This window comes from bacterium (assembly GCA_016708025.1).
Lineage (GTDB): Bacteria > Zixibacteria > MSB-5A5 > GN15 > FEB-12 > FEB-12.
In genome coordinates this window covers 907205-927841 of record JADJGQ010000001.1, presented here as the reverse complement: position 1 = coordinate 927841, position 20637 = coordinate 907205, and the positions used below count along the sequence as shown (strand labels likewise).

General features: G+C 53.2%; 22 protein-coding genes and 2 tRNA genes. 4 read left to right on the top strand and 20 right to left on the bottom strand.

The window, feature by feature from the left end; genetic code table 11:
* Positions 1-4 precede the first annotated feature (4 nt).
* Positions 5-277 carry a hypothetical protein gene (locus IPH75_04125; GenBank protein MBK7141250.1) on the top strand — a complete coding sequence of 91 codons (273 nt, stop codon included), beginning with the start codon at positions 5-7 and terminating at the stop codon, positions 275-277.
* A 144-nt stretch (positions 278-421) separates the two neighbouring features.
* Positions 422-2371 carry a S9 family peptidase gene (locus tag IPH75_04120; protein ID MBK7141249.1) on the top strand — a complete coding sequence of 650 codons (1950 nt, stop codon included), beginning with the start codon at positions 422-424 and terminating at the stop codon, positions 2369-2371.
* A 75-nt stretch (positions 2372-2446) separates the two neighbouring features.
* On the opposite strand, the gene IPH75_04115 is transcribed toward IPH75_04120, so the two are convergent.
* The gene (locus IPH75_04115) at positions 2447-2848 is read right to left on the bottom strand and encodes an SPOR domain-containing protein (protein MBK7141248.1); all 402 of its coding nucleotides are present in this window, start codon (positions 2846-2848) and stop codon (positions 2447-2449) included.
* Between the two features lie 4 nt (positions 2849-2852).
* On the bottom strand, positions 2853-3059 hold the full coding sequence (locus IPH75_04110; protein ID MBK7141247.1) for a hypothetical protein: 207 nt from the start codon (positions 3057-3059) through the stop codon (positions 2853-2855).
* Between the two features lie 329 nt (positions 3060-3388).
* Between IPH75_04110 and IPH75_04105 the strand changes: the two genes are divergently transcribed.
* Entirely contained in the window at positions 3389-4063 is a 675-nt protein-coding gene (locus IPH75_04105; GenBank protein ID MBK7141246.1) for a DUF1573 domain-containing protein, read from the top strand.
* A 254-nt stretch (positions 4064-4317) separates the two neighbouring features.
* Here the strand turns inward: IPH75_04105 and IPH75_04100 are convergent, their stop codons facing one another.
* The 18 genes from IPH75_04100 to IPH75_04015 form a co-directional block, all read right to left on the bottom strand.
* Positions 4318-4503: a 4Fe-4S binding protein gene (locus IPH75_04100; protein ID MBK7141245.1), complete on the bottom strand. Its 186-nt coding sequence runs from the start codon at positions 4501-4503 to the stop codon at positions 4318-4320.
* 299 nt (positions 4504-4802) lie between these two features.
* A tRNA-Cys gene (locus tag IPH75_04095) sits at positions 4803-4874 on the bottom strand.
* Between the two features lie 10 nt (positions 4875-4884).
* Positions 4885-4957: transfer RNA gene (locus tag IPH75_04090), tRNA-Gly, on the bottom strand.
* Positions 4958-5050: 93 nt separating this feature from the next.
* A complete protein-coding gene (locus IPH75_04085) occupies positions 5051-6952 on the bottom strand; it encodes a hypothetical protein (GenBank protein ID MBK7141244.1) in 1902 nt (633 codons plus the stop codon).
* A 32-nt stretch (positions 6953-6984) separates the two neighbouring features.
* Entirely contained in the window at positions 6985-8451 is a 1467-nt protein-coding gene (gene glgA, locus IPH75_04080; GenBank protein ID MBK7141243.1) for a glycogen synthase GlgA, read from the bottom strand.
* 1 nt (position 8452) lies between these two features.
* On the bottom strand, positions 8453-9499 hold the full coding sequence (galT, locus tag IPH75_04075; GenBank protein ID MBK7141242.1) for a galactose-1-phosphate uridylyltransferase: 1047 nt from the start codon (positions 9497-9499) through the stop codon (positions 8453-8455).
* 78 nt (positions 9500-9577) lie between these two features.
* Positions 9578-10852 carry a hypothetical protein gene (locus IPH75_04070; protein ID MBK7141241.1) on the bottom strand — a complete coding sequence of 425 codons (1275 nt, stop codon included), beginning with the start codon at positions 10850-10852 and terminating at the stop codon, positions 9578-9580.
* Positions 10853-10999: 147 nt separating this feature from the next.
* Positions 11000-11563, bottom strand: a complete 564-nt coding sequence (locus tag IPH75_04065) for a DJ-1/PfpI family protein (GenBank protein MBK7141240.1) — start codon at positions 11561-11563, stop codon at positions 11000-11002.
* Positions 11564-11629: 66 nt separating this feature from the next.
* On the bottom strand, positions 11630-12124 hold the full coding sequence (locus IPH75_04060) for a nuclear transport factor 2 family protein (GenBank protein ID MBK7141239.1): 495 nt from the start codon (positions 12122-12124) through the stop codon (positions 11630-11632).
* Between the two features lie 124 nt (positions 12125-12248).
* The gene (locus IPH75_04055) at positions 12249-12464 is read right to left on the bottom strand and encodes a hypothetical protein (protein ID MBK7141238.1); all 216 of its coding nucleotides are present in this window, start codon (positions 12462-12464) and stop codon (positions 12249-12251) included.
* 94 nt (positions 12465-12558) lie between these two features.
* Positions 12559-13155 carry a DinB family protein gene (locus IPH75_04050; GenBank protein ID MBK7141237.1) on the bottom strand — a complete coding sequence of 199 codons (597 nt, stop codon included), beginning with the start codon at positions 13153-13155 and terminating at the stop codon, positions 12559-12561.
* Positions 13156-13160: 5 nt separating this feature from the next.
* Positions 13161-13652 (bottom strand): hypothetical protein, encoded by a 492-nt coding sequence (locus tag IPH75_04045; GenBank protein MBK7141236.1) that lies wholly within the window; start codon positions 13650-13652, stop codon positions 13161-13163.
* A gap of 5 nt (positions 13653-13657) precedes the next feature.
* Complete coding sequence (locus IPH75_04040; protein MBK7141235.1) at positions 13658-14023, bottom strand: VOC family protein; 366 nt, start codon at positions 14021-14023, stop codon at positions 13658-13660.
* 95 nt (positions 14024-14118) lie between these two features.
* Positions 14119-15054, bottom strand: a complete 936-nt coding sequence (locus tag IPH75_04035; GenBank protein MBK7141234.1) for an MCE family protein — start codon at positions 15052-15054, stop codon at positions 14119-14121.
* A gap of 37 nt (positions 15055-15091) precedes the next feature.
* Positions 15092-15619 (bottom strand): ATP-binding cassette domain-containing protein, encoded by a 528-nt coding sequence (locus IPH75_04030; protein ID MBK7141233.1) that lies wholly within the window; start codon positions 15617-15619, stop codon positions 15092-15094.
* Positions 15591-15863 carry an ATP-binding cassette domain-containing protein gene (locus IPH75_04025; GenBank protein MBK7141232.1) on the bottom strand — a complete coding sequence of 91 codons (273 nt, stop codon included), beginning with the start codon at positions 15861-15863 and terminating at the stop codon, positions 15591-15593. The genes IPH75_04030 and IPH75_04025 overlap by 29 nt, the downstream gene beginning before the upstream one ends.
* The gene (locus IPH75_04020) at positions 15860-16630 is read right to left on the bottom strand and encodes an ABC transporter permease (protein MBK7141231.1); all 771 of its coding nucleotides are present in this window, start codon (positions 16628-16630) and stop codon (positions 15860-15862) included. The genes IPH75_04025 and IPH75_04020 overlap by 4 nt, the downstream gene beginning before the upstream one ends.
* Positions 16631-17170: 540 nt before the next feature.
* Positions 17171-17995, bottom strand: coding sequence for a T9SS type A sorting domain-containing protein (locus IPH75_04015; protein ID MBK7141230.1), 825 nt, complete (start codon positions 17993-17995; stop codon positions 17171-17173).
* Positions 17996-18587: 592 nt separating this feature from the next.
* Here IPH75_04015 and IPH75_04010 point away from each other — a divergent pair.
* Positions 18588-20570: an oligopeptide transporter, OPT family gene (locus tag IPH75_04010; GenBank protein MBK7141229.1), complete on the top strand. Its 1983-nt coding sequence runs from the start codon at positions 18588-18590 to the stop codon at positions 20568-20570.
* Positions 20571-20637 lie beyond the last annotated feature (67 nt).

Sequence of the window (20637 nt, the reverse complement as noted above, 5' to 3'; positions counted from 1 at the left end):
TGCGATGCAAAAACTGAACTGTTGGCAGTTCAAGAATTGCGGTCACGAAAGAGGGGGGCTTATGGCAGACGGAAAGGGCGAGTGCCCTGTCTCTGCCTGCATGAAACTCGATGGAACCAACGGCGGACGCGGAGGCGGGAGGGCATGCTGGATGATTTCCAAGCCCGCTACTTCCCCCTGCTACGGGCAGTCCTGCCACACCTGCGACTTCTACCGGCGGGTCAATTTCGAGGAAGAACAGCGAATTTCAGGTCGCCTGGCCTCTATCGAGGTCTGATCTATCGAAAAAACAGCCACTTTGAGGGGCCGGATGAATTTCCGGCCCTCTTTTTTTGCAGTTGCCTACCGTCGCTAATCCGTCTATATATTTGCACAAGATGACCTTTCGGTACGCCCAGCTCATCGCATCAAGGAGGTTTGAGTGAAGCAGCGACATCTCATTTGCGCCCTGGTTATTCTCCTCGGCCTGGTCTCCAGTCTCTTTTCCCAGACGAAAACCAAGGAGCAATCCCTGCTTTTCAAAGGGTCCTATATCCCTGATATCGGGACTTTCTTGCAGATAGGGGCAAATTCCTTCTCAGCTTCAAGCTGGGACGGTAGTACAGTCTACTTCACCTCTTCAGCATCAGGTGCCTCGCAGATCTATCGCCTGACCGATCGCGGCTGGCCATACCAGTTGACCATGTTTGAAGATGGCATCGACTTCTTCACCCTCTCCTGGGGAGGCGACATGGGAATCGTCGGAGCCTCGGTTGGCGGGTCGGAACAGTCGCAGCTCTTCCTCATGGATACTGAGACCGGAAGATTGGTTGCTCTGACCAACAGCCCCACTGCACGATACGGTTCGGTCGCCTGGGCCAATGATGACCGATCGATCTATTACAACTCGACCGAAGAGAATGGCAAAGACTTCTTCATCTACAAAATGGATGTCACCACCGGCGTAGCGCAAAAGATCTTTGGTGACACGACTGGCGGAATACGTGGGTACAATTGGATAGCCGACCTCTCACAGGACGGCAGCCGAATGATCATCAGTAATCTGCGGTCAAATGTCGCCAATGATCTCTATCTCGTGGAACTGGGGAGCGGCAAGTACCAGAAACTGAATTCTGACACCGGCAATGTTCTCTATCAGACAGCCACCATGATGCCGGACAACCAAACTATCTACTGGCTCTCCAACAACAATGAAGAGGGGATCAGTCGGGTTGCCAAAGTGAAAGTTGGAAAGGGGAAGCCTGAATTCCTCGAGGATGGCTGGATAGACTCGCGGTGGGAAACGACCGCTCTCGGCTTCTCGCGTGACTACCGATATATGATGGCGCTGGTCAACGAAGATGGGTATGTCCGGATCAGACTGCGCGAAGTTGAAACCGGCCAGATTCTCTCCACACCGCCATTAGACGGCATAGTCAGCGGTGGCGGGTTTGACAAGAACGGCAACGTGGTCTTTTCATTTAATGGCCCCACCAGAACAACCGATGTCTGGCGCTGGAACCCGAAAACAGGCGAACTGACCCAACTCACTTTCGCCACCTATGCAGGAATTGACCGCGAGCTCTTCTCCGAGCCACAGTTGATCCATTACACCAGTTTTGATGGCCTGGAAATCCCCGCTTTTGTCTATCTGCCGAAATCCTACAAGCAAGGGACCCCGATCCCCTTTGTCATCGAGGCACACGGCGGGCCGGAAGGACAATCACAACCCTATTTCACGCGCAATATCCAGTTCCTGCTCCTCAACGGCTATGGAGTGATGCTTCCCAATGTGCGAGGATCTGAAGGATATGGGCGTGAGTACTTGAACCTGGACAATTACAAAAACCGCAAACATTCACTGCAGGACTATAAGGCGGCGGCTGAATGGCTCATTTCAAAAGGCTACAGCGCGCAAGGGAAACTGGCGATTCGCGGCGGTTCGTACGGCGGCTATGTCGTCTTCGGCATGATCACTGACTATCCCGATCTCTTCTCGGCGGCGATCGGCTCGGTCGGTATCTCCAACTTCGTGACCTTCCTGCAAAACACCGCGGCGTATCGGCGTGGTCTTCGCGAGGCAGAATATGGACCGTTATCCGACTCTGCATTCCTTAAAGAGATCTCCCCGATCCACAAGGCGCATTTGATCAAAACGCCGCTGTTGGTCATTCATGGCGCTAATGACCCACGCGTACCAATCGGCGAAGCCCGCCAGATCATCGAAGCCGTCACCAAAAACGGCGGAATCGTTGACTCAATGATCTTTGCGGATGAAGGGCATGGCGCCGGCAAGCGGTCAAATATCATCCCCGAGTATGAAAAGCAGATGCAGTTCCTGAATACGTATCTGAAAAACACGGAAATGAAGCCGGAAGAAAAAGCGCACTAGCCGGATCGATCAAACAGAACAGAAAAACGGCAGGCTATCAGCCTGCCGTTTTCATATAATCTGGTGCCGAGCCTATCACCAACTCGCCTGATCTACCCAACTCTGCAGATTGTACATCGAATTGATCTCTGTACTGACGCGTACCGCTTCGGCCCGGTCGGCAAACTTCCCCACTCTCACTCGGTAATACGTTTTGTCTTCCTTGGTGACCGAGCCAATATATGCATCATAGCCACGATCCTTGAAGACCTGCACCTGCTGTTCAATATAACTCTGCAGCGGAGAACTCTCCACCTGCACCGTAAACCCGTCGTGCAAAACTGGCGGCATGGACTGCGGGGTAACAGCAGGCGCGACGACCTCACTTTGGGAACCAGACGATTCGCTCTGTTGTCCCAACTTTTCCTGAATAGCCGCCTCTATCTGGGCCGCCGTGTCTGGAACGGCAAGAGACTCCCCGGCCGTTTGCATACCCAAGGCTTCATCCTGAGAGCTGACCAACTCCGGACGTTGTGTCGACAACGGTCGTCTCCGGGGGGAGCACCTCTCCTCGCTCTTTTGCATCCAACTCGGCGGCGATCCGGGCCGCTTCTCTTTTGCGCTCCTCCGAACAACCGATCCCAAGTACCGACACCAGCAACACCATCAAAAGTGCTACCGCGAATAGCCGTTGTCTATCTTGAATCACGTGAACTGCCTGACTTCTGTTAGGGTGACTTGTCGCAGGCAATCTTAGTAGACACAGGCACCGGCTGTCAATGTAAAAATGGGGAATCGACAATTACGTAAGCTCTTGCGCCAAATCTCGTTCTTGGTTACTTTGGGAACCTCATGAGGCCACACATCGGTTGCGGACGCGCCTCCCAAAAATCTGATGGATCAGTTGGTCCGAACCGGCACTTTGTGGGTATACTTGCTGAGACAGAAAGCACACAACGGGTGGCTTTCTCAAAGCAACAAACTGGATGATACTACATGATCAATTGCCAACGGGTTTTGCGTCTACATAAACAGAGTTTGGGGTTAGTCACCTTCCTCTTCGTCTATCTGTTTGGAATCTGCGGAATCGAGGCCGCGCAAACCGATGGTAGGCGCACGGTCGACTTTGGAGCCGTGGGCGTTGATTTCCTCGTCTTTCACTCTTTCACGTATGTGAATCAGTCCTCCAAGCCGGTTGTCCTGAAGACGAAGAATGTCCCATGCGAGTGCTCCAAAGTGACGTTTGGCGACACGCTGGTATCGCCGGGTGATTCAACCAGTATCCGCCTCGAATTCGACACCAAAAACGTCTTTGGACCAACCGCCAAGGCATTTACGATTTCAACCACCGACCCATCCTTTCCGGAATTGGAATACTATTATATCAGTAACGTTGGCCAGTGGCTACTGGGCGTAAAACCTGAGCCGGCATCGGCATTTTTTCTCCCTGCGCATAAGACAAAGACTCTGACTCTATCCAATCCACGAGCCGGTAAACTTGGAATCACCTTCATCGACCAGGCTGACTCGATCTACTCTGTAAGTGTGAAGAAACAGGTGGTCTCAAAAGGTGAAAAAACTGAGATCGAAGTAGCCGTCTCTCCGAACCTCTCCAAAGGGACATATTACTCAAGCTTCCGACTCCGGATAGACCCCTCCGAGGGCGCCAATCCATTCTTGCTGACTATTCCGGTTAAAATCGTCAGATATTAACCATCAAAATCTGCGCCGTTATCTCCTGTCTAAAGTTTTGGCCCCGCCTGCCGAAAGATTAAGTACTTGACAATCTGGCAGAAGCTTAGCTTAATTTAATCAGTGCGAGGGTGTTTCTCTGCTGTCCCTGGGTAGTTTCCTAGCCCCCTCTACCCTACCAGAGTCGCACCCTCTTTCTATTGTCTCCCACGACATTTCTTGCTGACAATAAAAAAGCCGCCCGAAAGGCGGCTTTTGCAAGGCTGTGCTTAGATCTATGCCTTATGGATAGCGTCGACCGGGCAGACCGCGACGCAATGCGGACCGTCACCCTGGTCATCGCATTCATTGCAGGTGCTTTCGTCGATCACATAGATATCACCCTCAGAAATCGAATTGGTCGGGCATTCGGGCAGACAGAGTCCGCATGCCGTGCAATCTTCATTGATCTTCATCGCCATGGTATATGCTCCTTTTGGCTCGGTCAGCTTTTTCGATACAAATCTTCTGCGAGAATATATGCAATATTGTCGGTCCCACAAGAGCGAATTTCCACGGGCCGGAAAGATTTTAATTCACTGTCCAACAATCATATACTTGGCCGTAAGGATTCACCCTACAGAGACCTCTATGGTCTATACTTTGTACGCAAATTCACAAACAAAAGATCCCCCCCGGATGGCGAACGGAATACCAGAATATACGAAGGTGACCTTTGTTCTGTTGGAGCGAGTGATCAGGGGGAGTGCCAGGGAAGATAAGGCGCCACCCAGATTCGAACTGGGGAATAAAGGTTTTGCAGACCTCTGCCTTACCACTTGGCTATGGCGCCGAAAAAAAAGAGCGGGAAACGAGACTCGAACTCGCGACGTCCACCTTGGCAAGGTGGTGCTCTACCAACTGAGCTATTCCCGCTTATCGAACTGCCTGTCTGTTGACTTCAGGCGACTTTCAATATATGCCGGACACAAACCTTGTCAACAGGTTTCCTCGAAGAATTGACCGCGCTCAGGGCTGCTGGCTCCCCTGCCGGGCCCGTTCAAGCCGTTGCTGGGTAATAGAGTCGAGTCTGGGGAGATACCACGGTATCAACTGCTTCAACCATTCCCGGTGCAAAGCGACTTTCGGCTGATCTTCCATTAACGCCGCAACCGTGTATAGGTCACGGTGGATCCCCGGCGTCATCGAATCGATCGCCAGCCCGGTCTCCAAAACGGCTATCCCCTGCTCACTCTCGCGTTTCACCAGATATGCCTGACCGAGTGTCCAATGGAGCTCGGTAAATCGTACTTTTTCCAACCCCCCGGCGATTCGTGCCGCTTCATTAAGGTATTTCACGGCATCATCCGGACGATCACTACCGCCGGCATCCAGCCCCTGATTCAATTTCTCTGCAAACTCCACCGGCAATGAGGGTTTCCCCGGAGCTCTCACATCTCGCATCTTTTTATAAGCGATATTCAACATCCCGCGCGGCGAATAGTCGGCATCCTGAAACCACCAGACCAGCGCGCGGTATGATTCCTGAAACTCATCGTAGAGAACCAACGCTCTTTCTGCGGGTGCCGATGGTTTTATCCCAGTGGAGAATACAACGTAATCGGGCGCACAGGTGAGAAGATAACTTGAGTTATGCTTTGACTCTTTCCAGGTCGTTTGCATCCCCTCAATAGGCGGATCAGAGTATCGAGCGATTGTGGAATCCGCCAGCCCAAGCATATCGATCACCCGGTGTCCCAGCAGTTCATAACCGAAAATCCCGATTGTCGGTGTTGCGACCGAGAAAGTTCGCGGATCACTCTCGCGCAACTGTTTGGCCAGGGTCCCCATCCGAAAGACAAATGCCCGTTCATGGCGATTGTAATCCTGCACATACTGCTTGGGCACCCACCAGGTGAGAAAGACGAGTGGGACAATAGCAACGATCACTAAGAGTTGCTGTGTTTTCAGAGCCAACTTGTTGAGTAATGAGTGAAGCGCCGCCGCCAGAATGATCGCATTCAGGCCGAACAACGGAAGGTAAAAGCGATGCACCTTTAGCACGTCTCCTCCGACCAGGAGGATATACGCCAAATAACCCACCAGGATCACCAGCACAGCACGGATCTCTGTACTGAGCGAACGATACATTGCCAGGGCAACGAGAACACCGATGCCGAGAAATCCATAATGCTTGAGGAAAAGCCAGGTGTATTCGACACCATTGGAGAATTGGGTCGCGTTAAAGCCGGTCTTGGCATAAAACGGATTCGGCAGTATCGATCCGTAGTAGGATAGTTTGAATCCGACAAACGGAAGACAGAGACAAAACGCAATGAATCCTGCAAGAAAACTGAAGCGCGGGACTTTGCGCTCTGACACATATTCGGCCGCGATCAGGAGCGCCGCGAGAACGGCCCCTTCCGGTCGAAGCAGCACCCCCCAGGTCAGCGCTGCGATCAGCATCCAGTTCCCGACCAGATACCAATAGACCGCTAGGGCAACTGCGAGCGAAAATGCCGCAGTCTCCAATCCGGCCGGTGACCAGTAGGCAAAGGCTCCATTGGTGGCAAGTAGCGCCACCGCCATCACCGCATACCAAATTGACCGGTTGTGAAACAGCCGTTCTGCGATCAGGAAACTGACGATAATCGTTCCGGCACCACAGAGTGCTCCAAGGAGTTTGGAGACAAAGACGTAATCGGCTCCCAGCCATCCGGCCAGTGACATCAGGATAACCCAGAAGAAGTTGGTGTACCCTTCCACCTGCTCGCCAATGTTGAAGACCAGTCCGTGACCATTCAGAAAGTTGGCTACATAACGATATGAGATATAGGCGTCATCCTGCGTGAAGTTGAGCTGCCACGCAAAAAGGCCGAACAGAGCAATTGCCGGTAAAACGATAGAGATTGTCCGCTGGGATAATTTCACGCTGTCTCGCTATTGGGGTTGTAACGTATCGTTCACTTGGCGGCAAGCGCTTCAAACAGCCTGCCGTAGGATTGCGCCGATGATTCCCAGGAAAAATCCTGCTCCATTCCGGATTTGACCAGTTTGGTCCAGGTCCGCTTGCGGGAGAAGAGCTCAACCGCCCGTCGAATCGCCGTCAGCATCGCGTCAGCATCATATTCCTCAAACAGAAATCCCGTGCCTGTTTCTTTCTTTGGATCCCAATCAACCACGGTATCAGCCAATCCGCCGACTTTGCGAACCACCGGCACTGTGCCGTACTTCAGTGAATAAAGCTGATTGAGGCCGCACGGTTCCCATCGCGAGGGCATCAGGAAGATGTCAGAGGCCGCTTCGATCCGATGCGCCAGCGCATCATCAAATGTAATAAATGCCCGAAGTTTGTCCGGGTGCTGCTTTTCCAGCTTCTTGAGCAGATCCACATACTTCTTGTCACCAGTCCCCAGGACGATCATTTGGATATTCAGCGTAAAGAGCTCTTCCGCAGCCTTCTCGATCAGATCCCAGCCCTTCTGGTCGGCCAGACGACTGATCATCCCGATCAGCGGGGCGGACGGTCGAAGCGGCAATTTGGCGAATCGCAGCAACTCGACTTTGTTCTCCCGTTTGCCGGTCAGGTTGCTCAGCGTGTATTTATACGGGAGAAGCCTGTCCCGCGATGGAGACCAGATCGTGTAATCCACTCCATTAAGGATACCGGAAAGATCCTTGGTCCGCTCGGTCAGCACACCTTCAAGTCCATACCCGTATTCTTCGGTTGTCTGTATCTCGGTCGCATATTGCTTTGAGACCGTGGTCAATTTATCCGCCAGGATGATCCCTGCCTTGAGGAAATTGACCTTTCCGAAAAACTCGAATGGTCCAGTCATGGCGTAAAACAGCTTTTCGGGAAGTTCTAGTCGTGTAAACCGCGAGGCGGGGAAGGTCCCCTGATAACCGAGGTTGTGAATGGTCAGGACGGTTTTCGCCTGGCCAACCCAACTATCATTGGCAAACGGATACTTGAGCAAAGCCGGAATGAGCGCGGTCTGCCAGTCATGCAAATGTATGATATCCGGTCGCCAGTTCAGCGTGGCAAGTGAGCCCAGTACCGCCCGGCAGAAAAAGTTGAAGCGGTCATCATTGTCGGGATAATCTTTGCCGGTTGCCGGGTCCAGGTAAAACGATGGCCGCCCAAAGTACTGGGGTTGCACGACAAAATAGTGATCGACCTTCTGCCGACCATCGTGGTGCATCTCTAGTGAGAACGGGATCTCTTCGCCGAACGCTTTTACCTTGAGTGTTCGGTCGAGCGGACGAAGCGAGAACTGCTTGCTGTCGATAGAGCCGAATTTCGGCATGAAGACTTTGACTTCATGCCCCTGCTTTGAGAGCGCTTTGGGGAGTGAGCCGAGTACATCCCCAAGTCCACCGGTACGGGCAAAGGGAGCGACTTCAGAAGCGACTTCCAGTATCCGCAGCTTAGACATCGCCGGCCGTAGCCTCGGACCTGTGTGCGTGGCGAGCGTGGACATCGATACCGCGAAGGAACGCCGCCGCTTCCTCCGGAGAAGTCGGATTAATATAGAAACCGGAACCCCACTCAAAGCCGGCCATTTTGGTCACTTTCGGCATGATCTCGATATGCCAATGGAAATATTCGTGCGATTCAGTTGAGGTCGGTCGAGTATGCAGGATGAAATTATACGCCGGGTCATTCAGCGCGAACCGAAGGCGAAGGAGTGTGTCCTTCAACGATGCCGCCAGCGAATGATAATCACTGTCGCTCATCTCCAGGAAACTGGATTGATGCGCTTTGGGGATGATCCAGGTTTCGAAAGGGAACCGCGATGCAAACGGCTCGAACGAAATGAACGAATCGTAATCCCGCACCACCCGTTCGTATTCCAGCATCTCCTGGCGGATGATATCGCAGAAAATACAGCGTTCTTTGAATTGGAAATATTGCTGCGCGCCATCCAGTTCTTCGGTGACTCGTTTTGGGATGATCGGCGTCGCGATCAACTGGCTGTGAGCATGTTCGAGCGATGCTCCCGCTGCTTCTCCCTGATTCTTGAAGATCAGGATATACTTGAAGCGCGCATCGCGCATCAGATCAAGCATCCGCTCGCGAAATGCCCAGAGCACATCGCGGATCTCGTTCTCAGTCAGGTCGACCAGATCGCGGGCATGATCGGAGGTTTCAATGATCACCTCATGCGCGCCGATCCCATTCATCTGGTCATACAGACCTTTAGCTGCCCGATTCAGACTCCCCTCGATCACCAACGCCGGGTACTTATTGGAAATGACTCGGACATTCCAGCCGGGACGATTTGGCGATGTCTGGGGAAGGCGATATGCCATGATCTCTGGCGGCGTGAAGGTCTCATTGCCTGGGCAAAACGGACAAAGCGTCACCTCCTGGCTCCGCTTGGGAACCGGGGCGAATGAAGTCGGTCGTTTGCCGCGTTCGGTGGAGATGATCACCCAGCGACCGATAATGGGGTCTTTACGAAGTTCAGGCATATGTAAACTCTCGAGTTTGGTCTAAACTACAAAGCATTAAGATATCTGTCAATAACGACTTACCAACCAGTCGGGACTTCAAAACTTGAGACTCCCCTGCGCGTCGATACGGTGATGGCTAATATCATCCAATAGCGTTATCTCCCGGTCAGACAACGTGACCTTACGTCGTCCTGCAGAGCGTACCGCCGTTTCCACTGCCTTCTCCAGTTGGTAGTCCTGCCACGCAGATGAATTCCCCCACTGGAACGAACCAACTTCTTTGTCGGCGGTTAATCCCGCGCCAAAGATATTGCAGCAGACCCCTATCGTAATACCGGTATTGAGCAATGTTCCAATGCCAAACTTGGTATGGTCTCCGATACAGGAACCTACCTTGATCATGCCGGTGTCTACCATTTCACCGCGTTGCGCCACTCGAATGGTCGAGTAGTTATTCTTGAGATCAGAGTTGGTTGTCATGGCGCCAAAATTGACCCAGGAGCCGACGTAACTATGTCCAATAAATCCTGCATGGAACTTGTTCACATAGGACTGGAAGATCGATTCCTCCACCTCACCGCCAACTCGACAGGTCGATCCGATCGAAGAGGCAACCACTTTCCCGGCGACAACCACCGAGTCCGAACCGATATAACAAGGGCCGATCACTGCGGCATGCGACTCCACGCGGACATTGTCCCCAAGGACAATCGGTCCTTTGGACGCATCCAGAACCGAACCGGGCAGCAGTTCGATATTTGAACCGAACTGGATCTCCTGCTTGTTTACCAGATAGACGCCGTTCGGAATGTTCGGTGTCGCTTGAACCGGAGCGCTTGCCTTTAGATAGGCTGCATCCTCGGCAATAGCGCTTTCAATATCGGCCACCAACTCCCACCATCCCTGGTAGAGAGTCGCGGTTGTTTCGAAGTCAGAAATATCTCCCCCAGCCCGATTGAATGCTGCAAGATATTCTGTCTGCGTTGCCACTGGAGGAACTGACTCAAGCTGCTCTTTCTTGAACAAGACCGCCACCACTTCGCCGTTGTATGTAAACTTGGTCGAGATGCGCGACTCGTTAACCAGCTTGGCCAGATTTCCATACGAGCGAATACGTCCATTCAGGAAGAGCACTTCGCCACCAGCCTCGTGCTTGATGATATTGAGAGGATATTCCGCGGCCAGATCTCCCATTGCGGCGGTAACCTGATCGCGGGCGATCAGCGTAAGAGGGGCCTCTGGGAAATGCATCAACGCTCGCTTGAAGAGCGGCAGAATACCGGCGCGAAGCAGGTAAACCGGCCGAAGCAAGGTCAGCGGGAAAAACCGATCAAACGCGTCATCTTCGTACAAACAAATCCGTAATGACATATCCTATCCTGCACTGTTGAGTGGGGGTATCTACCTCGACTATATCGGCATGTCGGCCAATAAAGTACAGCGATACTCCGGTGGAAGAAAGCGCCCCACCCCAAGGGGTGCAAGATAATTTTCAAGCGGGTTTCCCGGCCAGACCGACTATCGAGAGACCCGCCACTTGGTAGCAAACTCGTCGGCCATCTGTTTGCCGACAAGATATTCCGCCAACTGCAGTGCAAACGGCATTGCCGCGCCGGGGCCCATACCGGTAACGATAGTTCCATCAACAGTCACCAACTGATCAGTGATGATCGCTCCGCCTGCTCTCAGTTTTTCATTGAAACTTGGGTCGCCTGTGGCTCGTTTCCCCCGCAACAGGTCGCATGCTTCGGCCAAAACATGACTCGGAGCCGCGCAAATCGCGGAAATCATCTTCGCCGCCGTATAGTGCATCAGGGTGATCTCTCGGACTCTGGGATGGGCCGCCAACGCCTGTGCGTTACGCCGTCCGCCGGGGAAAAAGATACCGTCGAACAATGTCTCCCCTATGTGATCAATGAGCTTATGCGGCACAATAGTCGTGCCATAGGCTGCTTTAACCGGACCAGGAGCCAGGGAGGCAATGGTCACCTCAACACCGGCCCGAGTCAGGATATCGATCGGCGCAATTGCCTCGATATCCTCAAACCCATCCGCCAGCAGCACCAGAACTCTTTTGGACATCCGTCCTCCTTCTTTGCGCTGCAGTATAACGCGGAATGGTGGACCCAAGCAAGACAGATTACAGACTCACTTGCCGCGGTCGGGATGGATCCCGGCATCGCGCCAGATCTTCCACCCACCGTCCGGCATCTGCTTCCAGATCTCGAAATACATGCCGGTCCCGGTCGTCGTGTCGCTGTCGGGCGGCTTGTGCAGTTTCTGGGTATATCTGCCGTACTCGTACGCGAGCGAATCGACCACCCAGAGATCAAGTGTGGTGATCGTCATGTCGGCAGTCCCAAAATTGCTGAAGAGTCTGGTGAAGAGACTGTCAATAGCGGCGTGTCCCTGCCACATCTTGCCGTCGCGACCAAGTAGCGCTCCATCCGCCGTAAACAGCGAAGCCAGTAGTTTGGGGTCGCCGATCCGATGGGCCTCACACCACTTGGCATTCGAGGCATCGACAAAGGGGCGTACCTGACTGATTTTTGCTGAGTCGATCGTCTGAGACTGCGTTGTTGTCGATAATGCCAGAACCAGCAGGCCGAATAGCATCCAAAACAGAGGTTGGAGTTTATGCATGACGTAATTTCCCTTCGTTTGTCAATCCAGGGGAACTTACTGTCGTGGTCGAGTGACTAACAGGAGATTGCAGTCAGATCAGCTAATAGCGCAGTGAAACGTGTGGATCGAGTGTGGCCCAGAACTACGTACGCGGTTCCGAGGACTCAAAAAGCGTCGGCTGGTAATCCGCCCATAGGTGGCGGTCTATCTTGTACTGGTATTTATACCGACAGTCGCCGTTGGAACAGAGTTTTGGGGCTGACTTCTTGAGGTGGCGGAATTGCTTGCCGCACACGGTGCAGGTCCCGAATTTCCACTGAAAATCGGGGACCTTGATCTCGCCGGTACTGTCGTGCATCGTCGTTTTCCCTGTTGCTTTACTTCACATTGCCGAGGCGATAGTAGCAGGTTGTGGAAATCGAAGCAACAAAAAAACGACTGTGCCTGCCTCTTTAGTCCGCCGGGCTCGACAAAACGCCGGCAGTACGCATCATATGCTTCAATAGAAGGATCTGCCCATAGTGGCCGGCGAAATGCTCCAGGAGATGGTACAGTGTCCAGGTATGACTGATATTGATCCGCTTCTTTCCACGCTTCCGCAAATACGTAGTCGGCAACTTGGAGTCGTTCCAGGTCCGTAGTTCTTTGTGAACTGCTTTGCGCGCCTTGGCCAACATCTCCAAATATTCTTTCGCCGTTTTTCCTGCCAGCGATTTCGGATGTTTGCCGTTCTTGGCCAGTGGAAGGCCGTCGTCATCCATACGTATGCCGATGATCTTCATGTTGACGGCATCCCCTTCCGGTTCGGGCTGCATCCCCTTGGGAGCGATCACGCCCCACCAAAGATCAACTACCGCCAGATGGGCCAGCAGCATGCCGACTGTGTTCATCCCCTTGTGGGCTTGCCATTCGAGCTGACGTACCGTGAGGCCCTCGACGGACTTCTCCAGTAGTCGCAACTGGTCGTCCAATTGTCCGGCAAAAAGTCCGACTATCTTCTGCTTGCGGGGATCATATCCGCGCGGGATTTTGACATCTCTGACAGGCATCTCTGTTACTTCTCCACTCTCCGGAATCGGAAATCGATCCCCTTGGTTTGTCCGTTGATCTCTCCTTCAATCCGGGCGTACATCGAATCAGCGGAAACCTGGCGATACCAGATTCTGGTGGGAAAGTCATGACCCGGATTTTCAAAATGCCAGCCGACTGAATCGACCTCAGCCAGCCGGAAATATATGGCGGAATCGTTGTGCGGAACAGTCGCAACAAAATAGATTGAGGTGTCCCGAGCCAGCATCGACATCCGCTCGGCAACCGTCGTATCTATTCCCTTGATGGTCAGCGATTCGCCGGACATCAGGGTATCATCCACCAAGTGCCATCGTTCAACCAGTACTGAATTCTTCTGCTGACGTTCCCAGCTACCGACCAGCCAGGAAAGCTGGAGTACACGACGGCCCGTTCCTCCGCGCAACGGTGCGTCGGTCACCTGAGCCGCTACCGAAGTAACTGTGATCAGCAATATGAGGATGGCTCGTTTCATCATTTGTCCTATTCGTGCATGACCTGGAAGAGGTACATTTCGTTTCCATCGGGATCGAGAAAATTCTGAATCATGACCGGGTCGTCGTTGGTCAATTCGCCGGACATCCTCACTCCCCGTTCCCGCAGTTTTTCGACCACCTGTTCGATCGGCTCCTTGACCTCCATACCAACTACCGTCGAGCCGTTGGTTCCCGGAGCGGCAGCAGATGGAGAGGCTGGGTGAAGCCCGATAGTCAGACCCGAGCCGGCGGATATCTCGGCCCAGAAATCACCCGAGCGGAAAACCAGCTTGAGTTCGAGCGTCTCGGTATAGAATTTGACTGCCCGGTCGAAATCTGAGACGAAAATGGTGGCAAGGCCGCCATTGATCATAAGGCCTCCCGGAGATAAACGGTGACAGGCGTAACGCGTATCAGTTTAGTCCAATATATCAATTGAACCGCTCAATACAAGTCACTTCTGCCCGTTTAGAAGACCGAGAACTTGAAATACTTGCGAGGGTCGTTTTGAATATCCGTCACCAGTGTGTTGACCCGTCCCAGCAGGTCGACCATCTGGACGTACATCGCCGTATCATTCACCATCAGCCCAAGCGACCCGCGCGCCTGATTCAGTTTGGTGGTGATACTGTCCAACTGAGCCGTCGTCGCGGCCAGGTTATCATAAAGGGCTGGATCGGATACCAGTTTGGCCAGCGTCCCTTCTCCCTGGTTGACCTTGTCGGCCAGCGCTGAGACGGAGTTGGAGGTCTTTTCCAATGATGTGACGATTCGCTCCTGATTCTTCTGCAGGTCATTGGTCAGTAGCGTGAGGCTGGACATCAGCTTGGTCATATTCAGATACAGCGCCGAATCAACCGAGAGCTTGCCCAGTGTCCCTTCTCCACGGTTCATCCTCTTCAACAACGTATCCAGCCCGCCAGTCAGGGATCGGACATCCTGGATCGCCTCTTGCCCCTCTTTGAACATCGCCGAGGCTTCCCCCACATCGCGCGGGAGGATCACCGAGCCATTCGGAATGACCGGTCCACCTGGCGTCCCCGGCACCACCTCAATGTACTTGTCGCCCAGGAAGCCGATCGTCCCCAATTGTACCTCGGTCCCTTCGGTCATCATTCGATGAACTTTTCCGCTAACCCTGAAGCGAACCTCGATCTGGCGCATCGAATCCAGATTGACGAATTCGATTGATTTGACGTTGCCGACCTCAACTCCGGCCATCCAGACCGGCGATCCTTTCAGCAACCCGGCGACATTCCGGAAATAGGTGATATACTCTTCCTTCTCCTGAAAGATCGAGGTACCGCCGCCGGCAAATGAGGCCCAGAGCCCCATCGCCAGTGCAAAAGTCAGCAACAACCCAACCTTCAGATTGGCAAATGGGACGCGAATCGATCTCTTCATACTATCACCCTTATTACCCTGATCTGATGGTTCAGCATCAGACGAATTTCCGTTCTATAACCCCGGCAAATGATGTTCTGAATGGTTCGAGGAAACTGCGTACCCGCTCATCCGAGGAGGTTCGCAATTCATCAACATTGCCGTCAAAAACTAGTTCTCCGCCCCAGATCAGCATAAACCGATTAGCCACCGCAAAAGCATCAGCGATCTCATGCGTGACCACAATGGTCGAGATCTGCCGCTGACCGGTCAGCTTATTTATCAACTCAAGCACGGTCTCGCTCGATTGCGGATCAAGACCGGTAGTCGGTTCGTCGTACAGCATCACTTTGGGGTCGGTTGATAATAATGCCCGTCCGATCGCCACTCTACGCTGCATACCGCCGGAGAGCTGCTCGGGGAGTTTGTCGATTATTTCGTCTGCATCCAATCCGACAAATCCAAGCATTTCCCGCACCTTTGCTTCGATATCCGGCCAGGCCATCTGAGAATGCTCCAGGAGGTAGTAGCCGACATTCTCTCCGACTGTCAGCGAATCAAATAAAGCGCCATCCTGGAAGACCATCCCGATCCCCTTTGCGGATCTCGCGCTTTTCGCGCTCGGACATCGTACAGATATTTTCGCCATCTACCAGGATGGACCCTCGCTGCGGGCAATTCAGCCCAAGTATCAGCCGAAGGATGGTCGATTTGCCGGATCCTGATGGCCCCATGATCACTACCGATTCTGATTGATCGATCTTGAACGTCACATTCTTCAGGATCGGGCGATCACCATACGAGAAGCTGACATTGTTCAGTTCGATCATAGATACCCCTTCAGGTACGGGTAAATGACCTTGGTGATGAAGAAATTGACCAGAAGTATAGTGATCGAACTAAGCACCACGGAATCGGTTGTCGCTTTGCCCACGCCCTTGGTTCCGCCTTCGGAGGTGAACCCTTTGTAGCAGGCGATGAATGCTATCACGAAAGAGAAAATGATCGGCTTGGCGATCCCCAGGAAGAGATTACCAAACACCAGCCGTTCGAAGATATTCGCCCAATAAAGCGTCGACGAGATATGGGCCAGATAAACCGCAATGATCCAGGCGCCGACAATCGCGACCACATCGGTGACTATCGTCAGGGCCGGCACCATGACCATCAGGGCGATCAGTCGGGGAACAGCGATCTTCTTGATCGGGTCTATACCGAATCCGACCATCGCATCCAACTGATTGGATGATTTCATCGCGCCGATCTCGGCGGTAATTCCGGATGATACGCGGGCGGCAATGATCAGCCCGGCCAGGGTTGGACCCAGTTCCCGGATGATAGAGATCGACATAATGCGGCCGAGGTAATTTTTGGCGCCAAAATCTGCCAGCTCATTGGCAAAGGCGAGCGCGAATCCCTGCCCCGCAAACATCCCGGTCAATGCGACCAGATACAGCGAACCGACCCCCAACAGATACATCTGTTCGAGTGTCTCCGCCACATAGAATGGTCGACCGAAGATCCCTCGAAGCATCTTCAGGGAGAAGAAAAAGAGTCCCTGGAACTCGTATGCAAAATTCTTAAGCCAGCCTAGCACAGTTCTTGGCAGTGTCCCTTCCTGAATTGGCTCATAGTAGACTTTTGGCGGCAGGGAGTCAAGACTTTTGCCGGAACAGAGACATTGTGTGGGGAATCAATAGAATTCGTGAGAGAACAATATGAGCCGCTAACAAATCAAAAGGTCCCGACTCTTGTCAGGACCTTCTTTCCTCACTCAACAAACCGATGCAGATCCAAACAGCATAACCGCCAAGAAAGACTGTTCAGAACCGAAAAGGCCAGGCATCGAAAGGCTGTATGGCTGCTCTCCGATGTCAGTCGGTCTGCTTGACCAATATATAAACAACTGCTGTGCCGAACCGGATCGATTCGACTAACACGCCATACAACAACAAGATACGGAACGCGATGCGCTTCCGGACGGCCATTTCCATCGCAAGAGATGCGATTCGAGACCTTGAGGTCGTTAATTCGTGCGCTTTTGGGGATAATGAAAGCCCGTCCGGAGTGACCGTCCGAACGGGCTAAGCACTTTATTCAACGCGATGTTGACTTCGCACTGCTGGGAATAGTGCGATTACTTCAACAGCATCATCTTCTTAGTATCGGTGTAATTCCCCGCGGTCAACCGATAGAAATAGACTCCCGAAGAAACCTGTGAACCACCCTGGTCGCGACCATCCCAAACGATCTTATGCTGGCCGGCTTCCATCGCGCCATTTGACAGCGTCCGGACCTGTTGTCCCAGGACGTTGAAAATGCGCAGTTCCACATTGGAGGCCTTCGGCAGATCAAATGAGATCTCCGTCGACGGGTTGAACGGGTTCGGATAGTTCTGCATCAAAGCGTACGAATTCGGTATGCTTCCGGTCGCCGCAGAAAGAGAGACGCGGGTCTCTTCGACCGCCGGGTCTTCACGCCACTGCTGGTACTCACCAGTCGCGACTGAGGCATACACAAAGAAATTCGAGTGATGCGGTTCTTCCATGACGAATGGTTCGAACTCGATCTCTTTAATGGTGGGATCGTTCCGTTCGAATACCAGATAGGCCACCGGGCCCGTCCCGGCCGCAAGCGCCGGCTTCTTGTTCATCGAAGTCTGAGGGACCATCATGATCACGACCTGCCGCTTGTCGGCATCAAGCATCGTGGCTTTCAGATCAAAGTAGTCGACGCGAGTATTTTCGAATCGAACTTCCTTGAGCGTCACACCATCGGAATACTTGAGGGCAATGTCAATCCCGACCAGATCATCCTGATTGGTCACCTCAAGAGGGATAGTCACCGTATTGTCGTCAGCGATTTCCGCTTTTCCCGGGACCAGTCGTTCACCGGCCGAAAAGGCTGCAAGCGGGAATGCCAGAAGAGCAAGGATGACTGTTACTGTCCATGTGCGTTTCAACAAGGCTCACCCCCTAAGGGTTAGCTATGGTTAACGATCTGGCTGACGTGACAGGGCACAATCCTTCGCGCCACGCAGCCGCTTTCTATTCACAATATGAATCGGCGATGTAACTAATCGGCGGTTGTCGGAAAAGCAATCGTGAAAGCGAGCAATCAATGAAGAGCAAGTGAATCTATCGTCCCTCTGTCTTTAACATAACGTTTTATCAGACGTTATGTCAAGATGTTTTATCAGACAACCGCTTGCGCCCACTGTCAGTTCCGTGCGTAGGACAGATATCACACGCGACTGCGGTCACTGTTCACCAATTATACGCTCGGCCAGACAACTCAACCCACAAAAACATCGCGAGCCGTATGGAATCTGCAGTCGACTGCGGCGCAGAACCTGCGAACATCGTATCTCTCGGTCTCTGTTAACCGGGAAAGAATGACCCAACTGTTCGCATTCTATGAGTAAGAGATTCAATTTTGGCAAACGGGTGTCGGCCGCTCAACTGACCGCATTGGACTAAACGCTTGACATGTAGACTCTTTCCGGTATTCTTGCACAAGAATGTACAGGTTGTGAGCTGCCTTCTGGAGGTTTTGTGCAAACAACGAAAAAAGCTGACGCCGCACCAGCCAAACATACTCCCTTTGTGCCGGCATCGGAATCCCCTGCCGAGGTCACCTGGCGAGCTATTATCCTGGGTGTGATCCTCGCACTCGTTTTCGGACTCGCCAACGCTTACCTCGGACTCAAAGTCGGTATGACCGTCTCGGCCTCTATCCCGGCCGCGGTTGTTTCGATGGCGATCCTTCGCATGTTCCGTAAGCGTGCGACCGTCCTCGAGAACAACATCGTTCAGGGAATGGGCTCTGCCGGCGAGTCGCTCGCCGCAGGTGTCATTTTCACTGTCCCTGCCTTTTTCATCTGGTCCGCCTCGGCTCAGTTAAAAGCACAGGGATACACATTCCAGATCGCCCAATGGCAGATCATTCTGTTGGCGCTCTTGGGTGGTACGCTGGGCGTTTTGCTGATGATCCCTCTCCGCCGATACCTGGTGGAAACGGAGCATGGTAAACTGGCCTATCCTGAAGGTACCGCCTGCGCCGAGATCATTGTGGCGGGTGACCAGGGAGGAAGTCGCGCAAAGCTGGTCTTCACCGGCATCGCCATCGGTGCGGCATACAAGATCCTGATGTCCGGCGTAAAGACCTGGTCGGAGACAGTCAACCAGTACTTCGGCGGAATACTCAAAGGCGGACAGCTCGGTATCGAGGCTACCCCCGCTCTGGCCGCGGTCGGCTACATCATTGGTCCGCGAATCGCCGCCATGATGCTTTCAGGAGCAGTCCTCGGATATATGGGAATCGGCCCGCTCCTGTCGTTTATCGGCTCGCACTCATCCACTCTCATTGTTCCGCCAGGGACTATCCCCCTCGGTGAAATGAGTGCCGGAGAACTTCGTAACTTCTACATTAAGTATATTGGTGTCGGCGCCGTAACGATGGGCGGCTTCATTTCGCTCAGCAAGTCGATGCCGATCATCGTGACATCGTTCCGGGAAGGCTTCCGTTCTTTGGTTGGCAAAAAGGTTGACGCCAGCATTGACCGAACCAACTACGATCTGCCAATGAAGTGGGTTCTTCTCGGCATTTTGGCAGTCACCGCGGGTATTGCCTTGATTCCGGGAACTGGCCTTCCGGCGGTCGGTATTATCGCCGCAGTGATCTTCGGATTCTTTTTTGTCGTAGTCGCGGCCCGCATTGTCGGTCTGGTAGGATCCTCCTCGAACCCGGTTTCGGGCATGACGATCGCCACCCTTTTGATTACGAGCCTCTTGCTGGTCTGGTTGGGACATACCGGTATCACCGGCATGGTCGCCGCGATGATGGTTGGCACGATCGTCTGTATCGCTGTCTGTATGTCGGGTGATATCTCACAGGACCTCAAGACCGGATTCCTCCTTGGCGGAACCCCGATCAGGATGCAGTTGACCACTCTTATCGGTATGGCGGCCCCCGCTCTGGTCATTGGCGCCATGCTGTTTTTCCTTCGCGAGACGTTTGGTTTTGTCGAAGGTGAGGTCGTCGGTCGCGCTCCGATGATGGCCCCGCAGGCCAATGTGATGGCGACGGTCGTCTCCGGTATCATGAATCAGAACCTCCCCTGGCTGCCGATCATCGTCGGTGGCATGATCGCGATCTGTGTGGAATTGCTGGGACATGGCGCACTGCCGTTTGCGATCGGCCTCTACCTGCCACCATCTCTGTCTACTCCTATCATGTTGGGTGGAATTGTGGCATGGATTGTTAACAAACGGAGCAAGCCGGAAGATGTCGAAGGCAAGACCATGCGAGGGACGCTGTTTGCCTCGGGGCTTGTTGCGGGCGATTCGTTGATCGGTGTTCTGCTCGCTTTCCTGGTCGGCGGATGGTCCTGGTATGGCGATTACTTCAACACGCATGGAGACCAGGGGACCTCTCTGACCACCAGCTTCGGGCCGATCCTCTCGATCGTTCTTTATGTCGGCCTGGCTGTTCTACTATATCGGATGGCTATGGGCGGGACCAAATCGAAAACGTAATTCATTTCTGTTACTCGAATAAAATGAAAGCGGCGATCCAATCGGGTCGCCGCTTTTCTATCGACAC